This is a genomic window from Nocardia sp. NPDC052316, assembly GCF_044547795.1.
GTDB lineage: Bacteria > Actinomycetota > Actinomycetes > Mycobacteriales > Mycobacteriaceae > Nocardia.
This window is the reverse complement of record NZ_JBIUBB010000001.1, coordinates 1,311,626-1,338,558: the sequence shown is the minus strand read 5'-3', so window position 1 is coordinate 1,338,558 and position 26,933 is coordinate 1,311,626. Positions and strand designations below refer to the sequence as shown.

At 69.5% G+C, this 26,933-nt stretch carries 21 protein-coding genes; 12 read left to right on the top strand and 9 right to left on the bottom strand.

What is annotated here, in order from left to right:
• Window positions 1–59: 59 nt before the first annotated feature.
• Window positions 60–2,972 carry a tetratricopeptide repeat protein gene (locus ACIHA7_RS06180; RefSeq protein WP_397286049.1) on the top strand — a complete coding sequence of 971 codons (2,913 nt, stop codon included), beginning with the start codon at window positions 60–62 and terminating at the stop codon, window positions 2,970–2,972.
• Between the two features lie 4 nt (window positions 2,973–2,976).
• On the opposite strand, the gene ACIHA7_RS06175 is transcribed toward ACIHA7_RS06180, so the two are convergent.
• Window positions 2,977–4,209 (bottom strand): M20 family metallopeptidase, encoded by a 1,233-nt coding sequence (locus ACIHA7_RS06175; protein WP_397286047.1) that lies wholly within the window; start codon window positions 4,207–4,209, stop codon window positions 2,977–2,979.
• On the bottom strand, window positions 4,202–4,885 hold the full coding sequence (locus tag ACIHA7_RS06170) for a 2OG-Fe dioxygenase family protein (protein ID WP_397286045.1): 684 nt from the start codon (window positions 4,883–4,885) through the stop codon (window positions 4,202–4,204). Before ACIHA7_RS06170 ends, ACIHA7_RS06175 begins: the two co-directional genes overlap by 8 nt.
• Before the next feature lie 595 nt (window positions 4,886–5,480).
• On the opposite strand from ACIHA7_RS06170, the gene ACIHA7_RS06165 reads away from it, so the two are divergent.
• From ACIHA7_RS06165 to ACIHA7_RS06140, 6 genes are all read left to right on the top strand, one after another.
• Complete coding sequence (locus ACIHA7_RS06165) at window positions 5,481–6,332, top strand: FAD binding domain-containing protein (protein WP_397286043.1); 852 nt, start codon at window positions 5,481–5,483, stop codon at window positions 6,330–6,332.
• Window positions 6,329–9,160, top strand: a complete 2,832-nt coding sequence (locus ACIHA7_RS06160; protein WP_397286041.1) for a molybdopterin-dependent oxidoreductase — start codon at window positions 6,329–6,331, stop codon at window positions 9,158–9,160. The genes ACIHA7_RS06165 and ACIHA7_RS06160 overlap by 4 nt, the downstream gene beginning before the upstream one ends.
• Before the next feature lie 38 nt (window positions 9,161–9,198).
• Complete coding sequence (locus ACIHA7_RS06155; protein WP_397286547.1) at window positions 9,199–10,389, top strand: DUF6986 family protein; 1,191 nt, start codon at window positions 9,199–9,201, stop codon at window positions 10,387–10,389.
• The gene (gene alc / locus ACIHA7_RS06150) at window positions 10,386–11,423 is read left to right on the top strand and encodes an allantoicase (RefSeq protein WP_397286039.1); all 1,038 of its coding nucleotides are present in this window, start codon (window positions 10,386–10,388) and stop codon (window positions 11,421–11,423) included. The genes ACIHA7_RS06155 and alc overlap by 4 nt, the downstream gene beginning before the upstream one ends.
• Window positions 11,420–12,337 carry an allantoinase PuuE gene (gene puuE, locus ACIHA7_RS06145; RefSeq protein ID WP_397286037.1) on the top strand — a complete coding sequence of 306 codons (918 nt, stop codon included), beginning with the start codon at window positions 11,420–11,422 and terminating at the stop codon, window positions 12,335–12,337. Before alc ends, puuE begins: the two co-directional genes overlap by 4 nt.
• 101 nt (window positions 12,338–12,438) lie before the next feature.
• Window positions 12,439–12,636, top strand: coding sequence for a hypothetical protein (locus ACIHA7_RS06140; RefSeq protein WP_397286035.1), 198 nt, complete (start codon window positions 12,439–12,441; stop codon window positions 12,634–12,636).
• A 42-nt stretch (window positions 12,637–12,678) separates the two neighbouring features.
• Here ACIHA7_RS06140 and ACIHA7_RS06135 read toward each other — a convergent pair whose 3' ends face one another.
• The gene (locus ACIHA7_RS06135; RefSeq protein WP_397286033.1) at window positions 12,679–13,812 is read right to left on the bottom strand and encodes an alpha/beta hydrolase family protein; all 1,134 of its coding nucleotides are present in this window, start codon (window positions 13,810–13,812) and stop codon (window positions 12,679–12,681) included.
• A gap of 520 nt (window positions 13,813–14,332) precedes the next feature.
• Here ACIHA7_RS06135 and aceA point away from each other — a divergent pair.
• The 4 genes from aceA (at window position 14,333) to ACIHA7_RS06115 (ending at window position 21,025) form a co-directional block, all read left to right on the top strand.
• The gene (gene aceA, locus ACIHA7_RS06130; RefSeq protein WP_135233687.1) at window positions 14,333–15,622 is read left to right on the top strand and encodes an isocitrate lyase; all 1,290 of its coding nucleotides are present in this window, start codon (window positions 14,333–14,335) and stop codon (window positions 15,620–15,622) included.
• 196 nt (window positions 15,623–15,818) lie between these two features.
• Window positions 15,819–16,691, top strand: a complete 873-nt coding sequence (locus ACIHA7_RS06125; RefSeq protein WP_107659627.1) for a 3-hydroxybutyryl-CoA dehydrogenase — start codon at window positions 15,819–15,821, stop codon at window positions 16,689–16,691.
• A 90-nt stretch (window positions 16,692–16,781) separates the two neighbouring features.
• Window positions 16,782–19,085 (top strand): 5-methyltetrahydropteroyltriglutamate--homocysteine S-methyltransferase, encoded by a 2,304-nt coding sequence (gene metE, locus ACIHA7_RS06120; RefSeq protein WP_397286029.1) that lies wholly within the window; start codon window positions 16,782–16,784, stop codon window positions 19,083–19,085.
• Between the two features lie 335 nt (window positions 19,086–19,420).
• On the top strand, window positions 19,421–21,025 hold the full coding sequence (locus ACIHA7_RS06115; protein WP_397286027.1) for a DEAD/DEAH box helicase: 1,605 nt from the start codon (window positions 19,421–19,423) through the stop codon (window positions 21,023–21,025).
• 66 nt (window positions 21,026–21,091) lie between these two features.
• Here ACIHA7_RS06115 and ACIHA7_RS06110 read toward each other — a convergent pair whose 3' ends face one another.
• From ACIHA7_RS06110 to ACIHA7_RS06090, 5 genes are all read right to left on the bottom strand, one after another.
• Entirely contained in the window at window positions 21,092–22,147 is a 1,056-nt protein-coding gene (locus tag ACIHA7_RS06110) for a serine hydrolase domain-containing protein (protein ID WP_397286025.1), read from the bottom strand.
• The gene (locus tag ACIHA7_RS06105; protein ID WP_397286023.1) at window positions 22,147–22,629 is read right to left on the bottom strand and encodes a Clp protease N-terminal domain-containing protein; all 483 of its coding nucleotides are present in this window, start codon (window positions 22,627–22,629) and stop codon (window positions 22,147–22,149) included. Before ACIHA7_RS06105 ends, ACIHA7_RS06110 begins: the two co-directional genes overlap by 1 nt.
• Window positions 22,629–22,859, bottom strand: coding sequence for a hypothetical protein (locus ACIHA7_RS06100; protein ID WP_397286021.1), 231 nt, complete (start codon window positions 22,857–22,859; stop codon window positions 22,629–22,631). Before ACIHA7_RS06100 ends, ACIHA7_RS06105 begins: the two co-directional genes overlap by 1 nt.
• Window positions 22,860–22,913: 54 nt before the next feature.
• The gene (locus ACIHA7_RS06095) at window positions 22,914–23,645 is read right to left on the bottom strand and encodes a ZIP family metal transporter (protein WP_397286019.1); all 732 of its coding nucleotides are present in this window, start codon (window positions 23,643–23,645) and stop codon (window positions 22,914–22,916) included.
• Between the two features lie 78 nt (window positions 23,646–23,723).
• On the bottom strand, window positions 23,724–24,281 hold the full coding sequence (locus tag ACIHA7_RS06090; RefSeq protein WP_397286017.1) for a TetR/AcrR family transcriptional regulator: 558 nt from the start codon (window positions 24,279–24,281) through the stop codon (window positions 23,724–23,726).
• Between the two features lie 96 nt (window positions 24,282–24,377).
• Between ACIHA7_RS06090 and ACIHA7_RS06085 the strand changes: the two genes are divergently transcribed.
• Window positions 24,378–25,706 (top strand): hypothetical protein, encoded by a 1,329-nt coding sequence (locus ACIHA7_RS06085; RefSeq protein ID WP_397286015.1) that lies wholly within the window; start codon window positions 24,378–24,380, stop codon window positions 25,704–25,706.
• On the opposite strand, the gene ACIHA7_RS06080 is transcribed toward ACIHA7_RS06085, so the two are convergent.
• The gene (locus ACIHA7_RS06080) at window positions 25,672–26,892 is read right to left on the bottom strand and encodes an AI-2E family transporter (protein WP_397286013.1); all 1,221 of its coding nucleotides are present in this window, start codon (window positions 26,890–26,892) and stop codon (window positions 25,672–25,674) included. The genes ACIHA7_RS06085 and ACIHA7_RS06080 overlap by 35 nt on opposite strands.
• Window positions 26,893–26,933 lie beyond the last annotated feature (41 nt).

Sequence of the window (26,933 nt, the reverse complement as noted above, 5' to 3'; positions counted from 1 at the left end):
CCAAGGAATTAATCACAATCAGCGTCCCGATTCTCCGGCGCAGGCCGCACCCTCGCCGGATGCGTCGCGCGCGGGAGGGTGGCGGGATGGATCGATCCGGCCGAACCGACCGCTGGCGTCCCGGCGGCACCCTCACCGCCGAGCAACGGCGGCGCCTGCGTGATCGCCTGGCCGACTTGGGCCTGACCGAGCTGCAGCTGCTCGAGCCGCTGGCGGGCGAACTGCGCCAGCGCGGGTACCGGCCGCGCGCGGCCTGGCGCTACGCCAACGGCTTGACCCAGGCCGCGGTCGCCGAGCGGTACAACGAGCTGACCGACAGCGCGCGGGCGGCGATGAAGGCCAGCCGGATCTCCGAGTACGAGGCGTGGCCCTTCGCCAGGGACGGCACCGACCCCGACGACGAGGAGCACCGGCCGAGCGGTGCCCGGCCCACCATTCGCGTGCTGAAAAACCTTGCCACCATTTACGGTACGACCTGGGACCAGCTGATCGACCTCGCCGACCTGTCCTACATGCCGCACGCCGAGCGGCTGGAGTATCACGAGGTGGTGGCCAGGCGCTCCGTCGGCCGCCAGCCGGTGCGCGCGGGTCGCGACCTGCCCGCGGAGGTGCCGCACTTCACCGGTAGGGAGGGTCCGAAAACGCAACTGCGCGAACGGGTTGCCACGCACCTGCGCAGCGGGACCGTCGCCGTCCACGTCATCGTCGGGCTCACCGGCATCGGCAAGACGGCGCTGGCCAGGTACGCCGTCGCGGTCTTCGGTAAGCACTACCCGGACGGCACCGTCTGGGTCGACCTGCACGGCTACACCCTCGGCCGCGAACCGCGGGAACCGGTGGACGTGCTCGAGCAGCTGTTGCTGCAGATCGGTGTGCCGCGCGAGACCATCGACGCGGATCTGGCCGGGCGGGCGCACCGGTGGCGCAGCGCGACCCGGCAGCGGCGGATGCTGATCGTGTTCGACAACGCACTCGACAGCGCCCAGGTGAAACAGCTACTGCCGCAGGCGCCTGGCTGTTTCGTGTTGATCACCAGCCGCAGCAAGCTCACCGGGCTGGCCGAGGCGGCGCCGCTGCGGCTGGACGTGATGGAGTGGGCCGAGGCGGAGGAGCTGCTGGTCAAGCTGGGCAATCTGCGCTCGGGCTACGATCGGGCCGCGGTGCGCCAGATCCTGCACACCGCGGGACGGCTGCCCCTGGCCATCCGGCTGATCGGCGGCCAGATCGCGCACCACGGCGAGGCCATGCTCGCCGACAGCGCGGCCGATATCGCGCAGTTGACCGAGGGGATCAAGCGCGCCCCCGCGGATCGCACGAATGGCTCGGCGACCGAGCATCTGCTGGATCGCTTCGCGGCCGAGGACGAGTCGCTGCGGGCCGCGTTCGAGCTGTCCTATCAGCGGCTCGGCGATGCCGGGCTGCAACGCGCCGTCCGGCTGCTCGGCTGGTTCCCTGGACCGGAGATCACCGCCGAGGCGATGGCGACCATGGCCGCCGTGCCGCTGCGCGACGGAAAGACCTTGGTGCGCAGGCTTTTCGAGGCCGGTTTCCTCGACCCCTCGCCGGGCGGACCCGGCGGCCCGCGCTACCGGATGCACGACCTGACCCGACTGTGCGCGCGCCTGCACGCCGAACGCGAGGACGCACCGGTGGAGTACGCGAAGGTGGTCGACCGCCTGGTCGGTGCCGGCCTCGCGGTGGCGCGCCGGGCCAGCGCGCATCAGCTCTTCGATCCGGCAGGCAGCGAGCATCTTTCGAACCCGTCCGCCGATACGGCACGGGCCAGGGCCTGGCTCACCAGAGAACGCGACATGCTGGTGTGCTGCCTGCGCGGGGCCGAAGCCTCCTCGGCGGCGGCGGAATTGGCCACCCGGCTGGCCTCGCACCTGTCCGGCACCGGGCACTGGTCGCTTGCGTTGCGCCTCTACGCGCGGGCCTTGGATATCGCCGTCGAGATCGCCGATCGGCGCGCGCAAGCCTGGGCGCTGGTCGGCAAGGGCCGTATCGATCGGCTGATCGGGCAGCACCAGCAGGCGTGCGCCGGGTTCCGGCTGGCCAGCGAGATCGCCATGGACCTGACCGATCGGCAGTGCCACGCGGCCGTGCTGTGTGAGCTCGGGCAGACGGCCCGGGTCACCGGCGACCACAAGGCGGCGCGCTGCTATTTCAGCGAAGCGCTCGCCATCGCCAGGGACATCGATGATCGACCCACCGAGTGCGACGCCCTGGACGGGCTGGCCCACGTCGAGCGGGCCTCGTCGGAGTACCGCGCCGCCTGGAACTGCTCAGCGCAGGCGCTGGCCATCGCGGAGGCCATCGACGATCCGGTGCGCATCGCCACCGCGCAGTGGGGGTTCGCGGAGGTGATCCGCAGGCTCGGCGACCCGGAGGGCGCCGAACGCCGCTACGCCGAGGCGCTGGACATCGCCAGAAGCCTGAATCATCAGAAGCTGGAGGGCGACGCGCTGCGCGGGCTCGGGCACATCGAACGGCTGGTCGGTGACCACGAGACCGCGCGGCGCTACTTCGACGACGCGCTCGAGATCGCCCGCCGCATCCACGACCGCTACGGCGAGGGCTGGACCCTGTGGGGCCTGGGGAATCTCGCGCGTAAGTCGGGATCGCCCGCCCAAGCCCGCGACATGTTCCAGGGCGCCTACGAGATCGCCGTCGAGATCAATGATCCGCTCGGCCAGGTCGACGCGCTGCGCGGGCTCGGGCATATCGAGCGGCACTTCGGCCGATTCGATTCCGCCCGAAGGTATTACACCGAATCGATGGGCGTCGCGTACCGGATCTGCGATCCGTTGGGTCGCGCGGACGCGCTGCGCAGCCTGGCCGGCGTCGCGTCGGCGACCGGCGCCAGGGGCGAGGCCGAAGCGCTGCTCGCGCAGGCGGTCGGGCTGTACGACGGCATCGGGGTGCAGCTCGCGGCGCAGATGCGCACGGAACTGCGCACCCGAGGCAGGTGAGCGGCTATCCGCAGCGCCGCTCGGCCAACAGCGCGAGAGTGTCTGCGCAGGCCCGCATTTCGCTGATCAGCACGTGGTGTTCGGTGTCGGGTGCGGCGCCGCGCGGCCCGAACAGGCAGCATTCGATGCCCGCCCGGCTCAGGTGGGTGGTGTCGTTGCCGCAGTAGGAGTAGGGCAGCGCCAATCCGGTCTCCTCGACCTGGAAATCGGAGACCCTCGGCAGCAGTTCGGCGATGTCGCGCACCACCGCGCAGTCGGCGGGCATGTCCATCGGCGGCATATCGGTGCCGCCGACCCGGTACTGCGGATCGACCGGGTGCTCCACGATGATCTCGGCCTCGGGGAAGGCGTCGCGCGCTCGGTCCAGCACCACATCGATGGCCTTGCTGACGTTGTGCGGCTCGTGCGGCGGTGGATAGCGCAGATCGATGAGGGCGGTGGCCTTGTCCGAGCAGTAGCTCACCCCGGACAGATCGTGGCCCTCGCCGCGGCCCGCGATCAGGCTGGCCACCTGAAGCCTCGGCAGCGGCGGGAATTCGCTGTTGCGCAGGCCGAGGTCGGCGGTGTCGAGCAGGTCGAGCACGCGACGCAGCACCGCGACCGCGTCGACACCTTCGTGGTGCCTGCTGGTGTGCGCGGTGGTGCCGCGCACCACGATGGCGAACTTGTGCACCCCGGCGGTGCGGGTGATCACCCGGCGGACCGAGTACGGCTCGGGCACCACGGCGGCGTCGGCGGTGAGCCCGCTGCGCAAGGCGTGCCTGGTACCGACCCCTCCTTGCAGCTCACCCACGACGAACTCGAGCAGCAGCGGACGCCGCAGGGCCATTCCGCTGCGGCGCACCGCGATCGCCGCACCCAGGATCGCCGCGAGACCGCTCTTCATGTTGTGCAGGCCCGCACCGTAGAGCCGGTCACCCTCGCGCCGGGCGGTGAACGGCTTGCCCGGCTGGTCGCGGCCGAGCGGATCCATGTCGAGGTGGCCGTTGAGCAGCAGCGCGGGGGTGCCGTGCTCCGGGCCGAGCCGCGCGATGGTCTGCAGGCGGCCGGGCTGCACCTCTTGGTGGTAGGCGTGGATGTCGTTGCGGGCGAGGGTGTTCCGGACATGGAACGCCAGCGGCGTCTCCTGCCCGGTGAAGGAGGGGACCGCGGTGAGCCCGGCAGCCAGCTGCACGAGCTCGTCGTCGGGCAGCAGCCGGGGCAGCTGGTCGACGAAGGTCGTCGTCGTACTATTCACGCTTTCTGAATCCGATCAGCAGGACATCGCGTAACCCGGCGCCCGCGTCGGGATCGGTCGCCGTGATTGTCGTCGTGTAGTGCAGTACCCGTTCGTCGTCGAAGACGTAGGAGTCGAGCGGGTTTTCCAGGACGAAGCCGCACAGCTCCCGGTCCGGGTCGTAGCGATCGTAGAGGGCGGAGTCGCCACCGGTGACATTGGTCCGCTGGATCAGGTGCGCGGAGCCGGCGATGAGGCCGTCGCGGTGCTTGCCCTCCGGCGCGGGATGGCCGGGCGCGATGAGCCGCATGTAATGGGCGTCGACGAGGCAGTGCGGCGTGGTGTGCGCCGACAGCAGGCCGTTGGCCGCGAGCAGCCGGGCGACGGCGGTGGCGATCTGCCTGGTCGGCTCGGTCGCCGGATGCGCGGGCGGGATCAGCTTGAAGGTGCGCTCGATATCGCCGGCCACCGGGTTGACCTGCTTGGACTGTACGTAGGGCGGTGGCTGGTCGATCGCGGTGAGTGCGCCGGGCCCGGCCGCGGCCAATCGGGCCGTGCTCAGCTCGAAGCACTGGTATGCCCGGCGCCGGTACTGTTCGCCACCCGGTAGCCAGTGGTCGAGTTCGGTGTCGTCGCGGAACGTGCGACGCAGGACATGCAGGTCGCGCTCGGTCAGGGGGAAGTCGGCCGCCGTCATCAGCCAGGAGGACGGTGCGTCCGCGGCGCGGGGCGCAGGCAACTCGTGGTCGGCGGTCGCCGCCCGCTGGTTGGCGTTTATCGGTGGCCCTTCCGCGTCGGGACATGGCTGCCGACAGCAGGGGCCGCCGGTGGCACACATCAGTAGGGAACGGCCCGACGATGCGTGGGAAATGTCACACAGAGCGGGCCGCGATGGAGATTAATCCGGCGGCTGCCCGGTTGTCGAGTGTGGAACGTGTCCGGCCGTGCGTGTCTACAGCGCGCCGTGGACCGGGGACGCGGCGTGTCGCACGGGGGTGCTGCCGCCGCGCGATTCTCGCGGCCTGTGCGGGTAGCGGTGAGAAATAGACTGGCAGGTATCCAATTGGCATTGGGCCTGTTCAGAGCACGTGCGGGATACTGGAACGGTGTCGCCTCTGACTGTCGGGAGGCGGACGGGACGGACGTCGAGTGCCGCGGGGGTGTGCGGGCGATCTTGGGAAGCGGAGTGCGCGGTCAGGTAACGGCCGCGCAATCTGGGGCGGGAGTTGTGCAACATCGCGGCAACTCCCCGCTCCTACTGTGGCCGTAGCGGCAATGGAGTGAGGTGAGACGTGGACCTGGACACGATCCGGGAGGTGTCGGTGGCGCGGCGGCGCGCCGACCTCGGCGCCGTCGGTGGTTCGTGCGCGGTGCTCGCCGGCGGGACGTATCTGTTCGCCGAACCGCAGCACCACCTGGAACGGCTGATCGACATCACCGCGCTCGACTGGCCCGCCTACACCGTCGTGCCCGACGGGCTGGAGATCGCGGCGACCTGCACGCTGGCCGAGTTCGCCGGCGCGGTGCCCGGCCGCGAGCTCGGTGCACCCGTGCTGCGCGAAGAGTGGCCGGGGACAAGGCTGTTCGCGCAGGGCTGCCGGGCATTGCTTGCGTCACACAAGATCTGGCGTACCGCGACGGTGGGCGGCAACGTGTGTTTGTCGTTGCCCGCCGGTGGTGTGCTCGCGGCGCTGACCGCGCTGGACGGTGTCGCGTTGGTGTGGGGACGAGACGGCGTGGACCGGCGGATTCCGTTGCGGGAGTTCGTCCTCGGTCCGGAGGAGAATGTGCTGCGGCCGGGTGAGGTGTTGCGCTCGATCACCGTGCCGACGGCAGGGCTGCTGGCGCACACCAGTTTCCGGAAGATAGCCCTCGCGCCACTCGGCCGCTCCGGTTCCGTGGTGATGGGACGCCGTGAGCCGAGTGGCCGATGTGTCGTCACCGTCACCGCCGCCACCGGTCGGCCGGTCGTGCTGGAGTTCGTCGAGCCGCCCAGCGAGGCCGAGATCGATGCCGCGGTCGCCGGGGTAGCTCCGTCGCTGTGGTTCGACGACCCGCACGGCGCGCCCGACTGGCGTCGCCATGTCACCGGTGTGCTCGCCCGCGAGGTCGCCGCTGAGCTACGCGATGGGGGGCGGCCATGAGATTCGAGGTCGACGGCAGGCCCGTCGAGGCCGACCCACGCCCCGGGCAGTGCCTGCGCACCCTGCTGCGCGAGCAAGGCACCTCGTCCGTGAAAAAGGGTTGTGACACAGGCGATTGCGGTGCCTGCTCGGTGCAGCTCGACGGAGCGACCGTGCACTCCTGCCTGATCCCGGCCCACCGCGTCGCCGGTCGCGCGGTCACCACGGCCGCCGGGCTGGGCACCGCCGCCGACCCGCATCCCGTGCAGCGCAGCTTCGTCGAGCACGCCGCCTTCCAATGCGGGTTCTGTACCGCGGGAATGGTGGTGACCGCCGCCGGTCTCGGCTGCGGCACCGAGGACGGCCGAGCCGACGCCGACCTCGCCGAGCTGATGAAGGGAAACCTGTGCCGTTGCACGGGCTATCGGTCGATCGCCGAGGCGCTGAGCGGCCGAGCGCCCGCCGACGTGACCGAAGCGGATGGCGCAGGCCGGTGCGCGGGACATCAGCGTGCGGTCGCCGGGCGCGCAGGAAGCGGAGTCGGCGCCCCCGCCGGGTCGCGGATCGTGCGCGGCGCGGAGCCGTTCACCTTCGACATCCACCCCGGCGCCGGGCCAACGGTGGCGAACGACGGCACCCGGGAGACGAATTCCCCTGGCGCACCGGAGGTATCGCCACCCACCGCGCCGCTGCACATCGCGGTCCTGCCCAGTCCGCACGCACACGCCCGCATCGTCTCGATCGACACGGCAGCGGCCGAGGCCGTGCCCGGAGTGCACGCCGTGTTGACCTACGCGGACGCGCCGGACGTGGCGTTTTCCACGGCCCGGCACGAGTTGCGGGCCGACGACCCCGACGACACCTACGTGCTCGATCGGACGATGCGCTTCGTCGGGCAGCGGGTGGCGGCGGTGGTCGCGGAGAGTTCGGCGGCCGCCCGCACCGGTTGCCGGGCCTTGCGGGTCGAGTACGAGGTGTTGCCAGCCGTCTTCGATCCGGCCGACGCCTTGGCGCCGGAAGCGCCGAAACTTCATGCGGAGAAACCGGATTCGGCGCGGATCGCGGACCCGGCGCGCAATCTGATCGCCGAGATCCACGGCGAGGTCGGCGACGTGACGGCCGGGCTCGCCGCAGCGGCGAAAGTGGTACGCGGCGTATGGCATTCGCCGCGTGGACAACACGTGCACCTGGAAACCCACGGCGGGATCGGCTGGTTGGACGCCGAGGGCAGGCTGGTGATCCGGTGCAGCACCCAGGTGCCGTTCCTGGTGCGCAACGAGCTGTGCCAGGTGTTCGGGCTGCGGCGCGATCAGGTGCGGGTGTTCGCCACCCGAGTCGGCGGCGGGTTCGGCGCCAAGCAGGAGATGCTGGCCGAGGACCTGATCGCGCTGGCGGTGCTGCGGACCGGGCGGCCGGTGCAGTACGAATTCACCAGGGCCGACGAGTTCACCTCGGCCACCTGCCGTCATCCGATGCGGGTCGAGGTGAGCGCGGGTGCCGACGCCGGCGGCGTGCTGACCGCACTGGCGGTCGATGTGCTCGCCGACGCGGGCGCGTACGGCAACCACAGTGCCGGGGTGATGTTCCACGGCGTCGGCGAGTCGATCGAGGTGTACCGCTGCGCCAACAAGCGGGTGGACGCACAGGCGGTGTACACCAACAACATTCCCTCCGGCGCCTTCCGCGGCTACGGACTCGGGCAGGTCATCTTCGGGATCGAGTCGGCGCTGGACGAGCTGGCGCGCGAACTCGGCATCGATCCGTTCGAGTTCCGGCGGCGCAACGTGGTGGTGCCCGGTGACGCGTTCGTCGGCGCCGCGGTGGACGAAAGCGATCTGAGCTTCGGCAGCTACGGCCTCGACCAGTGCCTAGACCTGGCGGAACGAGCACTGTTGCGGGGCAACGGAACAGCGGCGCCCGGCCCGGCATGGCGGACCGGCACCGGCATGGCGGTGGCGATGATCGCGACCATCCCGCCGCGCGGGCATTCGGCGGACGCGACGATCACCCTGCTGCCCGACGGCCGGTACGAACTCCGGGTCGGCACCGCGGAGTTCGGCAACGGCACCACCACTGTGCACGCGCAGCTCGCGGCCACGGCGCTGGAGACCGACGCGGCGCGCATCGTGGTCCGGCAATCCGACACCGATCTGATCGGGCACGACACCGGCGCGTTCGGCTCCACCGGAATCGTGGTGGCGGGCAAGGCAACCTACGCGGCGGCACTCGAACTGCGCAGGCTGCTGCTGGCCAGAGCGGCGAAGCTGGCCGGGCTGCCCGAGCGAGACTGCGTGCTGGTCGCCGGCGGAGTCCGCTGCGGCGAGCAGGTATTCGGCGTCACCGAGTTGCTGGCCGACGGCGAACTGACCGCGCACGGCGAGCACGCGGGCACCCCGCGCTCGGTGAGCTTCAACGTGCACGCCTTCCGGGTCGCCGTGCACCCGGACACCGGCGCGGTGCGCATCCTCCAGTCGATCCAGGCCGCCGACGCCGGGACCGTGCTCAATCCGGTGCAGTGCCGCGGCCAGGTGGAGGGTGGCGTCGCCCAGGCCATCGGCACAGCGTTGTACGAGGACATGCGCGGCGAGCGCGGCGTGGTCACCACGCACTCGCTGCGGCATTACCACATTCCGCAGTTCGCCGACGTGCCGCGCACCGAGGTGTACTTCGCCGACACCGCCGACGAGTTCGGCCCGCTCGGCGCCAAGTCGATGAGCGAGTCCCCGTACAACCCGGTCGCCCCGGCGCTGGCGAACGCGATACGCGATGCTGTCGGGGTGCGACCTGATCGGTTGCCGATGACGGCTGATCGGATCTGGCGCGCTATGCGGGAAGGAGACCAAGGGTGACACGCTTGCCGGAGAACGTCCGGGCCAGCATCGATGCCATGCTCGACACCGTCGACACGGAGTTGCGCACGCGCTACCCGGGGACGGACGGGCGGGCGCAGCCGATCCACACCGCCTATGTCCCGGCCGACCGGATCATGGAGGACACCCCGGGCACCTGGGGTGCGGCGGCCGTCGAGCTGCTCGACCGCCACCACGACCTGCTGGCCGAGCTGGACTCGACGGGCTCGCTGCCCGACGTGCGCGAGCGGCTGGCGCGGGATCCGATTCAGGATCTGCGCATCGACTTCGAAGACGGCTACGGCTTCCGCACGGACGCGGAGGAGGACGAGGCGGCCGGTGCCGCCGGTGCGGTGCTGGCCACCTGGGCGTACACGCCGTACCGCCCGCAGAGCTACGGAATCCGGACGAAGGGCCTGGCCGTCGGCGAGCGCAACCGGACCGTGCGCACGCTCGAGCTGGTGCTGGCGGCCATGGTCGACGTGCCCGCGGGTTTCGTCTTCACCGTCCCCAAAATCCGGGCCGCCGAGCAGGTTCCGGCGCTGGTGGCGCTGTGTGAGGGGCTGGAGAGCGGCTATCGGCTCGCCGCGGGCACGCTGCGCTTCGAGCTGCAGATCGAGAGCCCGCAGGCGATCATCGCCGCCGACGGCACCGCGCCGATCGCGCGCATGATCGGACTGGCCGAAGGGCGATGCAGTGCACTGCATTTCGGCACCTACGACTACACCGCCGCCTGCGGTGTCGCCGCGCCGGACCAGGCGCTCGACCACCCCGCCGCGGACTACGCGAAGTCGGTCATGCAGGTGGCGGCCGCGCAGACCGGGGTCTGGGTGTGCGACGGCTCCACCCAGATCGTGCCGGACACCGAGCCGGCGGCGGCGCTGCGCAATCACCACCGCCTGGTCGGCCGGTCGCTGCGCCGCGGCTACTACCAGGGCTGGGACATGCACCCCGGCCACCTGGTCACCCGCTGGCTGGCGACCTACGACTTCTTCCGGCAGGCGATCGACGTGGCCGTGCCGCGCCTGCAGGCCTACCTGGACCGCCGCTCGGGTGGGGTCATGGACGAGCCGGCCACCGCGGAAGCCCTGGCGGCCACCGTCTTACGCGGCGTGGAGTGCGGCGCGCGGACCGCCGAAGACCTCGCCGCCCGAGCGCCCGAATTGTCACCGGCGGTGTTGCGTGCCCTGGTCACGCGTGCGCCGATTCCGCAGGAGGTACGGTCATGACCGCCGAAATCGTCACCGGCGGCGGGAAATCCGCGCCGCATGTGCGCGCCCACCCCGCGGCGAGCGTTGCGGCCGCCGCGGACTTCACCCTGCTGCCCGACCTGGCCGTTCGCCCGCTCGGCGGCTCGGTGATCTGGGCGAACGACGAATTCTTCGCGGAGAAGGAGAATTTGATCAACCCGGGCCCGGCCGAATACCAGCCCGCGACCTTCGGGCACAAGGGTCAGGTCTACGACGGCTGGGAAACCCGCAGGCACCGCGGCCGTCCCGGCGACGACTTCGCCATCGTGCGGCTCGGCGTGCCCGGCGTGATCCGCGGCGTCGTGGTCGACACCGCCTGGTTCAAGGGCAACTATCCGCCCGCGGTATCGGTGGCCGCGCTGGAGGTCGCCGACTATCCGACCGCGGAAAGCATTGCCGCCCGCGACGATTGGGAAACACTGATCGATCATGCGCCGGTCGCCGGGGACAGCCGCAATCCGTTCGCCGTCGCGAGCGAACGGCGGTGGACCCACGTCAAACTCACCATGCACCCCGATGGCGGGGTGGCGCGCCTGCGGGTGCACGGCGAGGGCAGCCCCGACCCCCGGCTGCTCGGGCTCGGCCCGCTCGATCTGGCTGCGCTGGAAAACGGCGCGCTGGTGCTCGACTGCTCCAACCGCTTCTACAGTTCGCCGAATCAACTGCTGTATCCCGGGCAGGCCCGGCGGATGGGCGACGGCTGGGAGACCGCCCGCCGCCGCGACGACGGCAACGACTGGGTGCGGATCCGGCTCGCCGGGCCCGGCCTGATCCGGCTCGCCGAGATCGACACCTCGTACTTCCTCGGCAACAGCCCCGGCGCGGCGCGCCTGACCGGGCGCACCAACGACGGCACCGAGCTCGAATTGCTGCCGCGCACCGACCTTTTGCCCGACACCAGGCACCAGTTCGCCATCGCGCCGATGGCGGCGTCGGTGGAGGAGGTGCGGTTGGACATCTACCCCGACGGTGGTCTCGCCCGGCTGCGGCTGTTCGGCGAGCTCGGCGGATGAGCGAGCCGGTCGCGCCGAGCCGCGACTTCCTCGGCTACGGCCCGACACCGCCCGATCCGCGGTGGCCCGGCGATGCGCGGATCGCCGTCCAGTTCGTGCTGAACTACGAGGAGGGCGGCGAGCTCAACGTGCTCGACGGCGACGAGCACTCGGAGACGTTTCTCTCCGAAATGACGCCGGCGCAGGCTTTTCCGAACCGGCATATGAGCATGGAGTCGCTCTACGAGTACGGCTCCCGCGCCGGTCTCTGGCGGGTGCTTCGCGTCTTCGAGCGCCGCGGCCTGCCGCTGACCATCTTCGCCGTCGCACACGCGCTGCGGCGAAACCCGGAGGCGGTGGCCGCTTTTCGCGAACTCGGTCACGAGATCGCCGGTCACGGCCTGCGCTGGAAGTCCTATCAGCTGACCGACCGTGCCACCGAACGCGCGGACCTGGCCGAGGCGGTGCGCATCCTCACCGAGCTCACCGGCACCGCGCCGCTGGGCTGGTACACCGGGCGCGACTCCCCGAACACCAGGGAGTTGGTGGTCGAGCACGGCGGCTTCGTCTACGACGCGGACTCCTACGCCGACGACCTGCCCTACTGGGTCACCGTGCACGGCCGAGACCACCTGGTGGTGCCGTACACGCTGGACACCAACGACATGCGGTTCGCCTCGCCCGCGGGCTTTCCCACCGGAGAGCAGTTCTTCGCGCATCTGCGCGACGCCTTCGACGTGCTGTATCGCGAAGGCGCGCAAGGCAGTCCGAAGATGCTGTCGATCGGCCTGCACTGCCGCATCGTCGGCCGCCCGGCCAGGACCGCCGCGCTGGAACGCTTCCTGGACCACGTGCAGTCGCACGACAAGGTGTGGATCACCCGCCGCATCGATATCGCCGAACATTGGCGCCGGGTCCATCCGGCGCGGGCCTGAATTCCGCACCGCGCCGTTCGAAGGCAACATAATTCGGGTCATGCGTAGCGAGGGCTCGCCGATTAAGGTTCGGCCGTCTACCCGATGCATGAGGAGTTCGAATGTTCGCAGTACGTGGATTCGCCGCCGCCGCCATGATCGGTGCCGCAACCCTGATCGGCGCCGGCGCGGCCGGCGCGGCGCCGTTGCCGCTCGAGCCGCACGCCCCCGTCCAGGTCGAGACCGTCCAGGGCAGCTGCGGTGGCGTCACGCACCCGTTCGCACTGCTGGTCTGCACGATCAGCAGCCTGTCCGGCTAGCGGGCGGCGCGGCCGCTCGACGAGCGGCCGCGCGCCGTCGGCTCAACCGAACAAGCCACGCACGAACGGCACCGAATCCCGCAGCGACGCGTTCACCGCGCCGCTGTGGTCCTCCGGGTAGGTGTGCAACCGCACCGGCTGTCCGTTCGCCTGCAACACGGCGGCGAACCGCAGCGTCTCCGGCGTGATGACGTCGGTGTCGCGCAGCCCCTGGCCCAGGAATACCGGCTTGTCGTAGCCGGATTCGGGCAGCCCGAGGTAGCGGGTCAGCAGCCCGTGCAGGTCCGGGATCTGGTTGAGCGGCTTGCTGAAGAGGTTCCCGACTACGACGCCCTCGGCCGCGAGCTCGTCGCCGAGCGGCACGAGGCAGGCCTCGCGCGCCTCGGCCAGCCACCTGCGGCCCGCGTCGGTGAGGAAGGACTCGATGTTCAGCTCCGGGTAGGTGGTGCGCAACCCGTTGAGGATGTAGAGCACGTAGCCGGTGGTGTGCGGGCTCAGCTTCACCGGCGGCATGCCGGGGCCGAGCAAGGTCAGGATGTCCTCGATATATGCGGGTACGCCGGTGCCGACCGCGCCGCGGTAGTCGAGCTCCGGACCGCCGAATTCAGTCGCGTAGCGCGCGGTATAGACGGCGGCACCGCCGCCCTGGGACTGGCCGACCACCACCCACTTCTTGGCGAGCGACGGATACTGCGCGGTGGCCGCCCTGACCGCGTCGACGACGTTGTGCGCCTCAACGATCCCATTGAGATACGGGTGCTCACCCGGGGTGCCGAGCCCGGCGTAGTCGGCGGCGACGATCGCATAACCCTGCTGTAGCCAGGTCCCGAGATAGGCCCAGTCGCGTTCGACCGCGCCGGGCCCAGCGACGCTGTACGCGCAGTTGTCGCCGAGGCCGACGGTGCCGTGTGCCCAGGCGATCACCGGCCAGCCGCCCGCGGGCGGCTCGCCCGGCGGGAAGTAGACGGCCGCGCTGGCCGTGGCAGGCACGTCGTTCGCGGTGGTCGAGCGGTACAGCAGGCGGGCCGAGTTCACCGAGCCGGGCAGGGTCGCGGCCGGGGCCAGCGGGGCGATCGACTCGACCGTGCCCGCGGGCGCGGCGGTCGCGACCGGCAGATTCAGCAGGCCTGCGGTGCAGGCGAGGGTGAACGCGGCGGCGAGGACCGATTTCCGCATGGGGACTCCTGTTCGGGTGCGCAGTGCTGCCGGGTGCACGGGCAGTGCTGCCGTTCGCGGACGCCGTGGTGGCGCCGGTCGCATGTCCAAGTTCGGATTCGCCTCAGTCTGCCCGACGCCGCGCGCCCGGCACAGGCGAGGGTGGCGTGGCCCACACGGGCGGCACCCGCCCGGACTTGTGAACGTCCTCACAACCCGGAATGCCGCGCCCGGTCGAGGACCGAGGTGCCGTCGATCTCTAACAGTACGAGCGTTACGGTAAAACCGCACGTCAGGGCTACCAGCCGGTAGGTTCAGTCTTTGCAATTAGCCCGCTAATTTCGCAAAGTTAGCAAACGGGGATCGAAACCTAGCTTAGATTCGCATTAGCAACAGGTAGACGGCCATTTCGCATTGTGCAATCGTGTGGAAGTACACCCCATGGGCCTAGCAAGCCTGCAAATTGCCGCTCCAGCAGTTCGAGCTGTTTCACCGCTCGGCCGTGGGGCAATCGACTTAAAACGAGGAAGTGGAGTCAGAGATGTCGAACGCCGGCACCCCGAAGACCGCTGCGGAAATCCAGCAGGACTGGGACACCAACCCCCGCTGGAAGGGCGTCACCCGTAACTACACCGCCGAGCAGGTGTCGAAGCTCCAGGGCACCGTCGTCGAAGAGGCCACCCTCGCTCGCCGCGGTTCGGAGATCCTCTGGGATCTCGTGAACAACGAGGACTACATCAACTCGCTGGGCGCCCTCACCGGTAACCAGGCGGTCCAGCAGGTCCGCGCCGGCCTGAAGGCCATCTACCTGTCCGGTTGGCAGGTCGCCGGTGACGCGAACCTGTCCGGCCACACCTACCCGGACCAGTCGCTGTACCCGGCCAACTCGGTGCCGTCGGTGGTGCGCCGCATCAACAACGCGCTGCTGCGCGCCGACGAGATCGCCAAGGTCGAGGGTGACACCTCGGTCAGCAACTGGCTGGCGCCGATCGTCGCCGACGCCGAGGCAGGCTTCGGTGGCGCGCTGAACGCCTACGAGCTGCAGAAGGCCATGATCGCCGCCGGTGCCGCCGGTGTGCACTGGGAAGACCAGCTGGCCTCGGAGAAGAAGTGCGGCCACCTCGGTGGCAAGGTGCTCATCCCCACCCAGCAGCACATCCGCACCCTGACCTCCGCGCGCCTGGCCGCCGACGTCGCCGACGTGCCTTCGGTGATCATCGCCCGCACCGACGCCGAGGCCGCCACCCTGATCACCTCCGACGTGGACGAGCGCGACCGGGAGTTCCTGGACGGCACCCGCACCGCCGAGGGCTTCTTCGGTGTGAAGAACGGCATCGAGCCCTGCATCGCGCGGGCCAAGGCCTACGCCCCCTACGCCGACCTCATCTGGATGGAGACCGGCGTGCCGGACCTCGAGGTCGCGCGCAAGTTCGCCGAGTCGGTGCGCAGCGAGTTCCCGGACCAGCTGCTGGCCTACAACTGCTCGCCCTCCTTCAACTGGAAGGCGCACCTGGACGACGCGACCATCGCGAAGTTCCAGCGTGAGCTCGGCGCGATGGGCTTCAAGTTCCAGTTCATCACCCTGGCCGGCTTCCACTCGCTCAACTACGGCATGTTCGACCTGGCCTACGGCTACGCCCGCGAGGGCATGACCGCCTTCGTCGACCTGCAGGAGCGCGAGTTCAAGGCCGCCGCCGAGCGTGGCTTCACCGCCATCAAGCACCAGCGTGAGGTCGGCGCGGGCTACTTCGACACCATCGCGACCACCGTGGACCCGAACACCTCCACCGCGGCGCTGAAGGGCTCCACCGAAGAGGGCCAGTTCCACTGAGCCACTCGTGATTCACCCAGGGAATGAGGTTCCCGACGTGAATACCGATAACCCCCTGTAGGGGTGTACCGCCCTCCCCGCCTGAACAGCCCCGGCGGGGAGGGCATCCCTATACCTTGGACCATCGAAGGGCCGCTCACACCAGAGCACACCCCTTCCAGCCACCGACTAGCCAGACCAACAGCAGGAGCGGGACGTGAGCAGCGAGAAGATTCAACGCGTCGGTGTCATCGGCGCCGGACAGATGGGTGCCGGAATCGCGGAGGTGTGTGCCAGGGCGCACGTCGACGTGCTCGTCTTCGAACAGACCAGGGAATTGGCCGCCGCGGGTCGTGCCCGCATCCTCCGTTCGCTGGACCGCGGCGTCAGCAGCGGCAAGATCACCGAGCGCGAGCGCGAGCAGGCCGCCTGGCGACTGCGGTTCACCTCCGACCTCAACGACTTCGCCGACCGCCAGCTGGTGGTCGAGGCGGTGCTCGAGGACGAGAAGGTGAAGACCGCCATCTTCGCCGAGTTGGACAAGGTCGTCACCGACCCGTCCGCGGTGCTCGCCTCCAATACCTCCTCCATCCCGATCATGAAGATCGCCGTCGCCACCACCCAGCCCGAGCGCGTGGTCGGCATGCACTTCTTCAACCCGGTGCCGGTGCTGCCGCTGGTCGAGCTGGTCACCACGCTGAAGACCAGCGAGGCCGTGTCCAAGCGGGCCGAGGCGTTCGCGGGTGACGTGCTGGACAAGCAGGTCGTGCGCTCCGCCGACCGCTCCGGCTTCGTGGTGAACGCGCTGCTGGTGCCGTACCTGCTCTCGGCCATCCGGATGGTCGAGTCCGGCTTCGCCACGAAGGACGACGTCGACAAGGCGATGGTGCTCGGCTGCGCGCACCCGATGGGCCCGCTGGCACTGACCGACCTGGTCGGCCTGGACACCGTCAAGTCGATCGCCGACTCGATGTACCAGGAGTTCAAGGAGCCGCTGTACTCGGCTCCGCCGCTGCTCATGCGTATGGTCGAAGCTGGGTTGCTCGGCAAGAAGACCGGCGCCGGTTTCTACCAGTACAACCGGGCCTGAGCTCGTTTCGATTCAACCCAGGCGCAATAGCGTGCGGCGTCCAGTCTTCGTAGTGGGCGCCGCACAGCCATCGAAGGGAGCAGCGCGCTCATGGTGAACGTGACCGACGGCTACGGGTCGAGCATCCTCGGCTATCCGCGCATCGGGCCGCATCGAGAACTCAAGCGGGCACTCGAGGCCTATTGGCGCGGTGCGATTCCTCGCGAAGAGTTGCTCGCGGTGGGCCGTGACATTCAGGAACGGCAGTTCAACGAACTCGCCGCCACCGGGTTGACCCAGGTCCCCGGCAATACCTTCTCGTTCTACGACCACGTGCTCGACAACGCGCTGATGTTCGGCGCGGTGCCCAAGCGGTTCGAGCCGTTCCGCGACGAGATGGATCCGCTGGACTTCTATTTCCTCATGGCGCGCGGCAGGCCGGATCTGCCGCCGCTGGAGCTGGTCCGGTTCTTCGGCACCAATTACCACTACCGCCAGCCGGAATTGGATGCCGACACCGAATTCTCGCTGCACCCCGAGGCGTTGCTCGACGAATTCGATCGGGCCAAGGCGCAGGGCATCGAGCTGCGACCGGTGGTGCTCGGCCCGGTGTCGCTGCTGCTGCTGTCCAAGGCGGGCCAGGTCCCCGGTGAGGACGAGTTCGACACGCTGAAGCTGCTCGACCGGCTGCTGCCTGCCTATGAGGAGCTGTTCGAGATCCTGGCCAAGCGCGGCTCCACCTGCGTGCAGCTGGACGAGCCCGCGTTCACCAGCGAGCGCACGCCCGCCGAGCTGGCCGCGTTCGAGGCTGCCTACCAACGGCTTTCGAAGGCGCCGCTGCGCCCGAGGATGCTCGTCACCGGCCAGTACGGCGATTTCGGGGAGGCGCTGCGGATCCTGGCGGCCAGCAATGTCGAGGCCATCGGGCTCGACCTGGCCAGCTACCGCATCCGGCCGGAGGAGCTCGCGGAGATTCCGGGCATTCGCCGTAAGCGCCTGTACGCCGGTGTGATCAGCGGCCAGAACGTTTGGCGGGCCGACCGTTACGTCACGCTCGAGTACCTGAACCAGCTCGCGCAGGTGTGCCCGGATCTGGTCGTCTCGACCGGAACCACACTGCTGCACGTGCCCTATGACCTGCTCATCGAGTACGACATCCTCGGTAACGTCGCCGACCGGCTCGCCTTCGCGAAACAGAAGGTGGGCGAGGTGGTTTCGCTGGCCAAGGCGCTCACCGACGGCCCGTCGGACAGCTGGCGCAAGCGGCCGACCGAGGTGCACTTCAAGCAGAAACACGCGGTGCGGCAACGGGTTTACGCGGTCACGCCGGACATGCGGGCGCGCGAGCCCTACGCGGTGCGCCGGGAGGCCCAGCAGGCCAAGCTGAACCTGCCGCCGGTGCCGACGACCACGCTCGGCTCCTTCCCGCAGACCAACAAGATTCGGCAGGCCCGCTACGAACTCGGCCAGGGCCGGCTGTCCTTCGACGACTACAAGAAGCGGATCGAGGCCGAGATCGAGGCGACGATCCGGCTGCAGGAGGACATCGGGCTCGACGTGCTCGTGCACGGCGAGCACGAGCGCAACGACATGATCCAGTACTTCGCCGAGCTGCTCGACGGCTTCGCGACCACCCACTTCGGCTGGGTGCAGGTGTACGGATCGCGGTGTGTGCGACCGCCGATCCTCTACGGCGACGTGTCGCGGCCCGCGCCGATGTCGGTGGAGTGGATCAGCTACGCCCAGTCGTTGACCGACAAGCCGGTCAAGGGCATGGTCACCGGGCCGGTCACCATGCTCGCGCGCTCGTTCGTCCGGCAGGACCTGCCGCTGCACGAGACCGCCGACCAGGTGGCGCTGGCCATCCGGGACGAGGTGGTCGACCTGGAACGGGCGGGCATCGCGATCATCCAGGTCGACGAGCCCGCGCTGCGGGAGATGCTGCCGCTGCGGCCCGAGGGCAGGGCGGAGTACCTGCGCTGGGCGGTCGGCGCGTTCCGGCTGGCCACCTCCGGGGTGCAGCCGGAGACCCAGATCCACACGCACATCGGCTATTCCGGCCGGGCCGAGGTGGTCGAGGCGATCGAGGAACTCGACTGCGACGTCACCGCGATCGTGGCGACCCGCTCGATCGACTGGGTGGTCAAGGCGCTCCAGGCGGACAGCGGCACCGACCACGGGCTGAGCCACGGTGTCGGTCCCGGTGTCTACGAGAGCCGCTCGGCGCGGATCCCGGACATCGACGAACTGGACGAGTTGCTCACCGCCGCGGCGGAAGCCATTACGCCGGAACGACTCTGGGCGAATCCGGACGGTGGGCTCAAGACCAGGCACTACTGGCAGCTGGAGCCGTCGTTGCGCAACATGGTCGCCGCGGCGCGGCGGGTGCGCAGGCGCGCGCTGGCGAGCGAGTAGCCGAACTACGTTGGCCGCCCCCTGTTTTCGCAGGGGGCGGTTTTCGTTCGAGGCGCGCCGGTGGCGGGTCGCCGATCGGTGAGCTACCGATGGTCATTCCTCGGCCGGGCGGGGAGTGACGTAACCCACTGGCAACCTGGCGTCGAGGAATACTCGAGGTTGCGGTAGAGTTACCCGAGGCAAGCGTTGATCTTCACGCTCCCTCTCGATCCGTCGTGGATGTCTTACCTTTCGCGTCGGCGCCTCAGCTGGGTGTCATAACACCGAACGCACGGACGACAGTCCTGCGCAGCGCTGGGGTACACCCCGATGCCTGGAAGGCACACCCACCTCATATGACGAACCCTTCTTCGAATTCTGCCGCCACCACGTCCTTCGCCGCGCTCGGCGTCGGCGCGAAGCTGGTCGGCGCCCTGACGGCCAGCGGTATCACCGCTGCGTTCCCGATCCAGGCGGCCACCCTGCCCGATACCCTGGCCGGTCGCGACGTGCTCGCCCGCGGCAAGACCGGTAGCGGCAAGACGCTGGCCTTCTCCATCCCGATGGTCGACCGCCTCGCCGGCGGCGACCGCAAGCCGGGCCGCCGCCCCCGCGGTCTGATCCTCGCCCCGACCCGTGAGCTGGCCACCCAGATCGCCGCCGCGCTCGAGCCGATGGCCACCGCAGCGGGGCTGAAGGTGACGACCATCATGGGTGGCGTCTCCCAGCACCGGCAGGCCAAGGCGTTCTCGGCCGGCGTCGACATCGTCGTCGCCTGCCCAGGCCGGCTCGAGGACCTGATGCGTCAGCGTCTGGTGTCGCTGCAGGACGTGCAGATCACCGTGCTCGACGAGGCCGACCACATGGCCGACCTCGGCTTCCTGCCCGCGGTGACCCGCATCCTGGCCGCGACGCCGAGCGGCGGCCAGCGGCTGCTGTTCTCCGCGACGCTGGACAACGGCGTCAACAAGCTGGTCAAGCAGTTCATGCGCAACCCGGCCACGCACTCGGTCGACTCGGCCGACTCGCCGGTCCCCGCGATGACCCACCACGTCTTCGAGGTAGGCGGCGTCGAGGCCAAGCGGATCCTGGTGGAGACGCTGGCCGCGGGCTCCGGTCGCCGGATCCTGTTCATGCGCACCAAGCACCAGGCCCGCAAGCTGGCCAAGCAGCTGACCACCGCGGGGATTCCCGCGACGGACCTGCACGGCAACCTGTCGCAGGTGGCCCGCGACCGCAACCTGGCCGCCTTCACCAACGGCTCGGCCCGCGTGCTCGTCGCGACCGATATCGCGGCGCGCGGCGTGCACGTCGACGACGTCGAGCTGGTCGTGCACGTCGATCCGCCCGCCGAGCACAAGGCTTACCTGCACCGCTCCGGGCGCACCGCCCGCGCGGGCAGCTCCGGTGATGTCGTCACCGTCGTGCTGCCCGAGCAGCGCCGCGATGTCGCGGCACTGCTGCGCAAGGCGAACATCACTGTCGCCTCGCAGCGGGTGACCGCGGACGCGGCGGCGGTGACGGCGCTGGTCGGCACCGTCGCACCGAGGGTCGCGCCGAGCGCGATGCCCGTGGCGTCGAACTCCGAAGGACAGGGCAACCGCAACCGGCGCGGTGGGGGCGATCGTCGCTACGGCGCGCCTGCCGGTCAGGCCCGCAGTCGTGGCGCACGGGACGGCGCGCCTGCCGGTGGGCAGCCACGCGGCCGGACCGCGCGCAGCACCGATGACGCCGCGTCGCGCGGTGTCGCCGGTAACCAGTCGCGCAGTCGTGGCGGGCGTGGCGGCGACGCCGCGGCACACGTCGCCGGTGGTCAGCCGCGCAGCCGGAACGGGCGTGGCGCGAACGGTGCCGCAGCCCACGGCTTCGACACCGCGAGCCGCACCGCGAGCCGTTCGGTCCGTGGTGGGGTACCGCGTACCCGCGCGACCCGCGAGCAGGCACCCGCCGCGCGCGGCTAGGCGAGCGGTTCACTAGCTGAAAGACAAAGGCCGCCTTCCCCTTACCGGGAAGGTGGCCTTTGTCGTTCAGTGCGCTGTCTGAACGGCGGAGCGGAACTGGGTGTCCAGCACCGCGAGGAAGACCGCCATCGGGTCGTTCCAGTCGCCGTTGGTGTGCGTCACCACGGTGCGCGTGCCGTCCCGGCTGCCCATCGCCCAGGTCCACGAGCCCATGGTGGCGCCGGAGAGACCGTAAACCGTTGTGCCGCATGGCAGCTGCTGCTCGAACACGCCGCAGCCGTATCTGGTGTCGGGGACCCATTGCGCGCCATCGGTGGCGACGGTGGTCCACATTTCTCGCTGCTGGGCGGGCGGCAGCAGCTGTCCGGTCAGCAGTGCGTGCAAGAAGACCTGGAGATCGCCCGTGGTCGAGACCATGTCGCCTGCGGCGCCTGCCCAGGTCTGGTCCATCTCCGTGATGTCGTGGACCGTGGCGTCCGGGGCGGGGTCGAACAAGGTGGAGTAGTGGCGGGGATGTGGGCCACGGATCTCGGTGCCTGTGCCTGCGCAGTAGGTTCCGGTCAAGCCGAGGGGTGCACAGATTCGGCGGGAAATCTCCTGCGCTGGTGGGGTATTGGTCACCTGCTCGATGAGTAGCCCGGCGAGAATGTAGTTGGTGTTGGCGTATCGGAACTGCGCGCCGGGCGCGGAGTGGGGCGGGTGCCTGGTCGCGATCCGGACGAGTTGTTCGGGGTGCCAGCCCTCGGCCGAGCGCACCTGTTCGTCGTCGGTGTGGTTGAACAGCCCGCTGGTGTGGTCGAGCAGTTGCCGAATGCTGATCGCGCTGCCGTCGTTGCCGTTTCCCGCGACCAGTCCGGGTAGCCACTTCTCTACCGTGTCGCCGAGGTTCAGCTTGCCCTCGGCGACCAGTTGCAGGATCACCGTCGCTGTGAACGCCTTTGTGGCGCTGCCGATTCGGAACTCCTCGTGCTCGGCGCGTGGCCGGCCGGTCGAGGTGTCGGCCACCCCTGCCGCGCCGAACCAACGGCCCTGCCCGTCCCGGATCTCGCAGACGATGCCCGGCAGGCCGCGCTCGCACACCGCCTCGTCCAGCAACTGCTGAACCTCCGGATGTGCTGTCATCACGCGTCCTCGAGAATGTGCTGGACCTGGGCTTGCAACTCCGTCCGGTCCACACCGGCCAGTGCGAGCGCACGCGGTACCGTCCCGACCTCGGCCCGCAGAATGCCGAGCAGTACATGCGCGGGACGCAGATCTCGTTTGCGCGGAACAGAACCGAACCCCCGCTCCAGCGCGAGCTTCGTCGACGCGCCGACATTCGGGGAGCCCTTGCCGTAGCCCGGTGTGCGCGGCACATCAACCCCGGCGAGGGACACCCCCGCCGCGCTCAAGCTGTGCTCGAACTCGCGGCGTAGCGCGGCACGGATCGCCTGATGGTCGAGTCCGGCGGCGGCCAGGACGCGCTGCGGCGCGGTGCCCTCCTGTGCGGCGATCGCGAGCAGCAGGTGCTGGGCCTCGACGGTCGCCGAGCCGTCCCGCTGCGCCTCGCTGCTGCCCTCGGTGAGGACCGTGTGCAGGTATTCGTCGAATGCGGTCAGAATCATCATCGCCTCCTCAGGCTGACGCCCGCGGCGATGAGCCGCTTGGCGTGCTTCTTGTGCACCGCTTGCCGGGTGACGCCGAGCGCCTCGGCGACCTGCGGCCAGCTCCAGCCCGTCCGCATCGCCTCCTCGACGGCGGCGTCCTCCAGTTGATCGGCCAAGCGCCGCAACGCGACCACGGCGGCGAGCCGGTCCGCGGGGTCGCCGGAATCGGGGATTTCGGGGATGGGCATGCGAGCAACCTTAGTTGACTAATTTGCGGTTAGTCAACCTTGGTTGCTATCGGCTCAGTGGCTCAGCGCGGCGACGAGCAGCATGATTCCCGCCCCGGTCACGGTGCAGGCCAAGGTGAGTCGGGACGGGTGGACGGCGTGTGCCTCCGGCAGGATGTCCGCGGTCGCCAGGTACAGCAGGAAGCCTGCGAAATAGCCGAGGTAGAGCCCGACTACGCCGTCGGGGACCTGGATCAGGGTGCCGAGGACCGCGCCGACCACCGGGGCGATGGCGTCGAGCGCGAGTAGGGTCAGCGCCCGCTTGCGGGCACTGCCGTAGAGGGTCGAGATGGTGAAAGTGTTGAAGCCGTCGGCGAAGTCGTGCGAGATGACCGCGATGGCCACCGCCGCGCCGACGGTGGCGCCCGCCTGGTAACCGAGGCCGATGCCGAAGCCGTCCAGCAGACTGTGAAAGATCAAGCCGGACGCGGCAAGCAGACCGACCGACTCGAAACCGTGGGTGTGCGAGCCGAATTCCTGCTCGTGTCCGGTGTGTACGGCGACCGCGCGTTCGATGACGTGGATGGTGAGAAACCCGACCACCGCCGCGATCAGCGCGGCGGGCACCCCGAGGACGTGCTGCCCGGACTGTTCCAGCGCCTCCGGCAGCAGGTCGAAGAAGACCACGCCGAGCATCACCCCTGCGGCCAACCCGAGCACCAGGTGCCTGCGGTCGCCGATGCGCACCGCGACGAAACCGCCGACCAGCGTGGAGCACATCGAAACCAGCGCCAGCAGAATCGCCATTGTTCCAGCATCGGTGAACGGCACGGGCGGGAACGGTAGCACGGGCCTGCGGGTTCGCCGGGTGGTAACCCGGTGTGCTCAGTTCGGGTCGGTCGCCGCCGCCAGTGCGCGCAGACCCGCCGCGATGGTCTCGGCCGAGGGCGCGTTGGTCGGGTCGATCAGCCATTGGACGAGCAGGCCGCCGATCATGGTCTGCACCACGGCACCGATGGCGGGATCGGGGGCGGCACTGTCGGCGACGTGCGAAAGTGCCTGGCGCGCACGGGCTTGCGCGGTGCCGAGTTCGGCGCGCAGTTCGGGGGAGTGCAGCGCCTGCACGAAGCTCTCGATATTGGCGGACCAGAGCAGCCGTTCCTCGGTGAACGAGCGGATCAGGTGCTCGAGGAATGCTCGAATGCGGACGGCCGGATCGGCGGTGTCGTCGGCGGGCAGCGAGTCGAGGATCGCCTGCACCGCGGTCGCGCTCGACTCCATCATGGCCTGGCTGAGCAGCTTGTCGCGGGTGCCGAAGTGGTAGTTGATCGCGGCCAGGTTGGTGCCGGAGGCGGCCACGATGTCGCGCACGGTGGTGCGCGCGTAGCCACGTTCGGCCAGGCACTGCTTGGCCGCGGCGAGGAGGTCGTCTCGGGTTCCCACATCCGCACGATAGCAGCCGGACATACGCGTGTTTGTGACGCATGTTCCAAACATATGTTTGTGACAAGCGTTTGAAACATGCGTATGTTCGACGGTATGACCGCACAGCGCCCCATTTCCCCGTTCGAATCCACGTTCTTCGGCACGGATACCAAGCTCGGCAGTGTCCCCACCGGGGGCATGCCGCTCTACATCGGATCGACCGTGCACGGAGCGCTCGATCCCGAGCTACTGGGCCTGGTCCTCGGCGAGCTGGCCGCCCTCCACCCACTGCTGCGCAGCAGGGTGGTCACCGAGCCCGACGGCACGATGTACCTGCGCCGCGACGACGACTATCGCCCGCGCCTGGACGTCACCGACGGTGACGAGGCCGACTATCTGCGGCTGGTGAACGGCCCGCGGGACTGGGCCGACGGCTTGTTCCGCGCCCACCTCTTGCGCGCCGGCGAGCGCCAGCAGATCGTGCTGATCATTCATCACGGAATCGCCGATGGCCGTTCGGCTTTCGCATTGCTGGCGGAGTTGTGGCGGCGCTACACGGCGCACATCGCGGCCAGCCCGCTGCGGGTGGGTGCGGCGGATCAGTCGTTACCGGAGGCGATGGATACCCGCCTCGCCGCGGTCTTCTCCGACGCCGAGGTGGCCGAGTTCCTCGAGCTCGCCGCCGCAGGCGTGACGATGATAGACCCGGCCACGGCGCCGCGGGCCCTGCCCTGCGACGGGGACGGCGTCGGCGCCGATCCGCTCGGCCGTTTCGCGGTGCGGCGCATCGAGTTGGACAGCACGGAAACCGGGATGCTGATCGATTCCGCTCGCGCGCACGGCATCTCGGTGAACAGCCTGCTCTGCGGCGCCGCGCTGGTGGCCTGGCGCACGCAGCTCGAGCCGGCCACCGGTGCCCTGCCGCTGCTCTGCGGGCACGCAATGGATCTGCGCAACGAGCTGGCGCCGCCGCTGCCCGCGAGCACGATGCTGAATGTCGCGTCCGGGGTCGGCACCGCCGCCGAGGTCGAGCCGGAGCACAACCCGATCGATCTCGGTCTAGTGGTGACGGCTGGTATGCGGGCCGCCGTCGCGCGCCGCGACGCGGGCCGATTCCTGCTGGCCGCGCAGCGCGTCACGGACCCGGCGACGGCCGCCGCGTTCGCCGCGGCCCCCACCATGGCGATGTCCAATATCGGCCGCCTGCCCGCACATTCGATGCCGCCGGGCATCGGGCACATGCGCGACGACGTCTTCGCGATGGGGCCGGGCATGCCGCCGAAGCTCACCGTCTTCACCGTCGGCGATCGGCTCACCATCCAGGTCGAGCACGACACCGCGCAGCACAGCCGCGCCCAAATGGGCAAGATCGCGACGGGGCTGGTCGAGCAGCTGCGCCGGTGCGCGGCTACTCGTCCTTCTTCGGTCGCTCAGCTCCGGTGAACCGAATGGTCAACTGGCGAGCCCACTTTCGGTGGGGCTTCGGCGGTGGCGGCGGCAGCGGCGCGCGCACATCGATATCGGTCTGCACCTCGTAGCGCCGGATGTAGGCCCCGGAGAAGGCCTGCACGGTCGCGGTGACCGGAATGGCGAGCAGCGCACCGGTCGCGCCGAGTAGCGCGGCACCGGCCAGCACCGCGCCGAACGCTACGGCCGGGTGCATGTCCAGGGTGGTCGCGGTGATGCGCGGTTGCAACACATAGTTTTCGAACTGCTGGTACACCACGATGAAGCCGAGAATCCATACGGCGTCGGAGGGGTCGTGCACCAGCGCGACGATGACCGGCAGCGCACCGGCCAGGTAGGTGCCGACGGTCGGGATGAACTGCGAGACCACGCCGACCCACAGCGCGAGCGCGAACGCCGAGGGCACATCGAGCACCCGCAGCGCGACATAGTGCGCCACCGTCGAGGCGAGGGCGAGCAGCCCGCGCGAGTAGATGTAGCCGCCGGTCTTCTCCACGGCGATATCCCAGGCGCGCAACACATGTCGCTGCTTGCGCGGCGGCAGCAGCGAGCACACGGCGTTGCGGAAGCGCGGGCCGTCGGCGGCGAAGTAGTAGGTGAACAGCAACACCCCGAGGGATTGGAAGACCACGCTGACGGTTCGGGTGCCGATGTCCCAGGCGTTTCCGGCCGCACCCTCGAGGTATTTGCTCCAGTCGCTGGTGTATCGCTCGATGTCGGTACCGGACAGGTTTGTCTTGAAGGTGTGATTGATCCAGTCGATGCCTTGGTCGGCATACTCCGGCGCGTTGGTGACCAGGGCGGTGACCTGCTCGATCAACAGTGCGCCGAGCGTCCAGAAGAACGCGACGACGATTGTGATCAAGACGAGAAAAACCACCCCCGTGGCGAGTCCGCGCTTCATCCCGCGGCGCGCGAGCCAGTTCACCGCGGGCTCGATGGCGAAGGCCAGGAACAGCGAGACCAGCAGAATGGTGAGCAAGCCCTGCAGCCGGGTCAGCGCCCAGAAGCCGGCGAACAGTCCGGCGACCGTCGCCGCGGCGAGCAGGAATGCCCGCAGCAGCCACGGCGGCGGCGTTGTCGTCATCTCCGCGGTAACCACGGCTTCGCCGGTGGGTGCCACCGCGGGCGGTGTCGCGTTGTCGTCTTCGTCCGAAGCCACATCGCCAACGTACCCACCCGATTCGATCTCACCCCGCATTC

What these genes read in the sequence shown, in the direction of transcription:
- ACIHA7_RS06180 (WP_397286049.1), top strand. Translation starts at nt 60, where the DNA reads ATGCGTCGCGCGCGGGAGGGTGGCGGGATGGATCGATCCGGCCGAACC.
- ACIHA7_RS06170 (WP_397286045.1), bottom strand. Translation starts at nt 4,885, where the DNA reads ATGACGGCGGCCGACTTCCCCCTGACCGAGCGCGACCTGCATGTCCTG.
- ACIHA7_RS06160 (WP_397286041.1), top strand. Translation starts at nt 6,329, where the DNA reads ATGAGATTCGAGGTCGACGGCAGGCCCGTCGAGGCCGACCCACGCCCC.
- ACIHA7_RS06155 (WP_397286547.1), top strand. Translation starts at nt 9,199, where the DNA reads ATGCTCGACACCGTCGACACGGAGTTGCGCACGCGCTACCCGGGGACG.
- alc (WP_397286039.1), top strand. Translation starts at nt 10,386, where the DNA reads ATGACCGCCGAAATCGTCACCGGCGGCGGGAAATCCGCGCCGCATGTG.
- puuE (WP_397286037.1), top strand. Translation starts at nt 11,420, where the DNA reads ATGAGCGAGCCGGTCGCGCCGAGCCGCGACTTCCTCGGCTACGGCCCG.
- ACIHA7_RS06140 (WP_397286035.1), top strand. Translation starts at nt 12,439, where the DNA reads ATGTTCGCAGTACGTGGATTCGCCGCCGCCGCCATGATCGGTGCCGCA.
- ACIHA7_RS06135 (WP_397286033.1), bottom strand. Translation starts at nt 13,812, where the DNA reads ATGCGGAAATCGGTCCTCGCCGCCGCGTTCACCCTCGCCTGCACCGCA.
- aceA (WP_135233687.1), top strand. Translation starts at nt 14,333, where the DNA reads ATGTCGAACGCCGGCACCCCGAAGACCGCTGCGGAAATCCAGCAGGAC.
- metE (WP_397286029.1), top strand. Translation starts at nt 16,782, where the DNA reads ATGGTGAACGTGACCGACGGCTACGGGTCGAGCATCCTCGGCTATCCG.
- ACIHA7_RS06115 (WP_397286027.1), top strand. Translation starts at nt 19,421, where the DNA reads ATGACGAACCCTTCTTCGAATTCTGCCGCCACCACGTCCTTCGCCGCG.
- ACIHA7_RS06110 (WP_397286025.1), bottom strand. Translation starts at nt 22,147, where the DNA reads ATGACAGCACATCCGGAGGTTCAGCAGTTGCTGGACGAGGCGGTGTGC.
- ACIHA7_RS06105 (WP_397286023.1), bottom strand. Translation starts at nt 22,629, where the DNA reads ATGATTCTGACCGCATTCGACGAATACCTGCACACGGTCCTCACCGAG.
- ACIHA7_RS06100 (WP_397286021.1), bottom strand. Translation starts at nt 22,859, where the DNA reads ATGCCCATCCCCGAAATCCCCGATTCCGGCGACCCCGCGGACCGGCTC.
- ACIHA7_RS06095 (WP_397286019.1), bottom strand. Translation starts at nt 23,645, where the DNA reads ATGGCGATTCTGCTGGCGCTGGTTTCGATGTGCTCCACGCTGGTCGGC.
- ACIHA7_RS06085 (WP_397286015.1), top strand. Translation starts at nt 24,378, where the DNA reads ATGACCGCACAGCGCCCCATTTCCCCGTTCGAATCCACGTTCTTCGGC.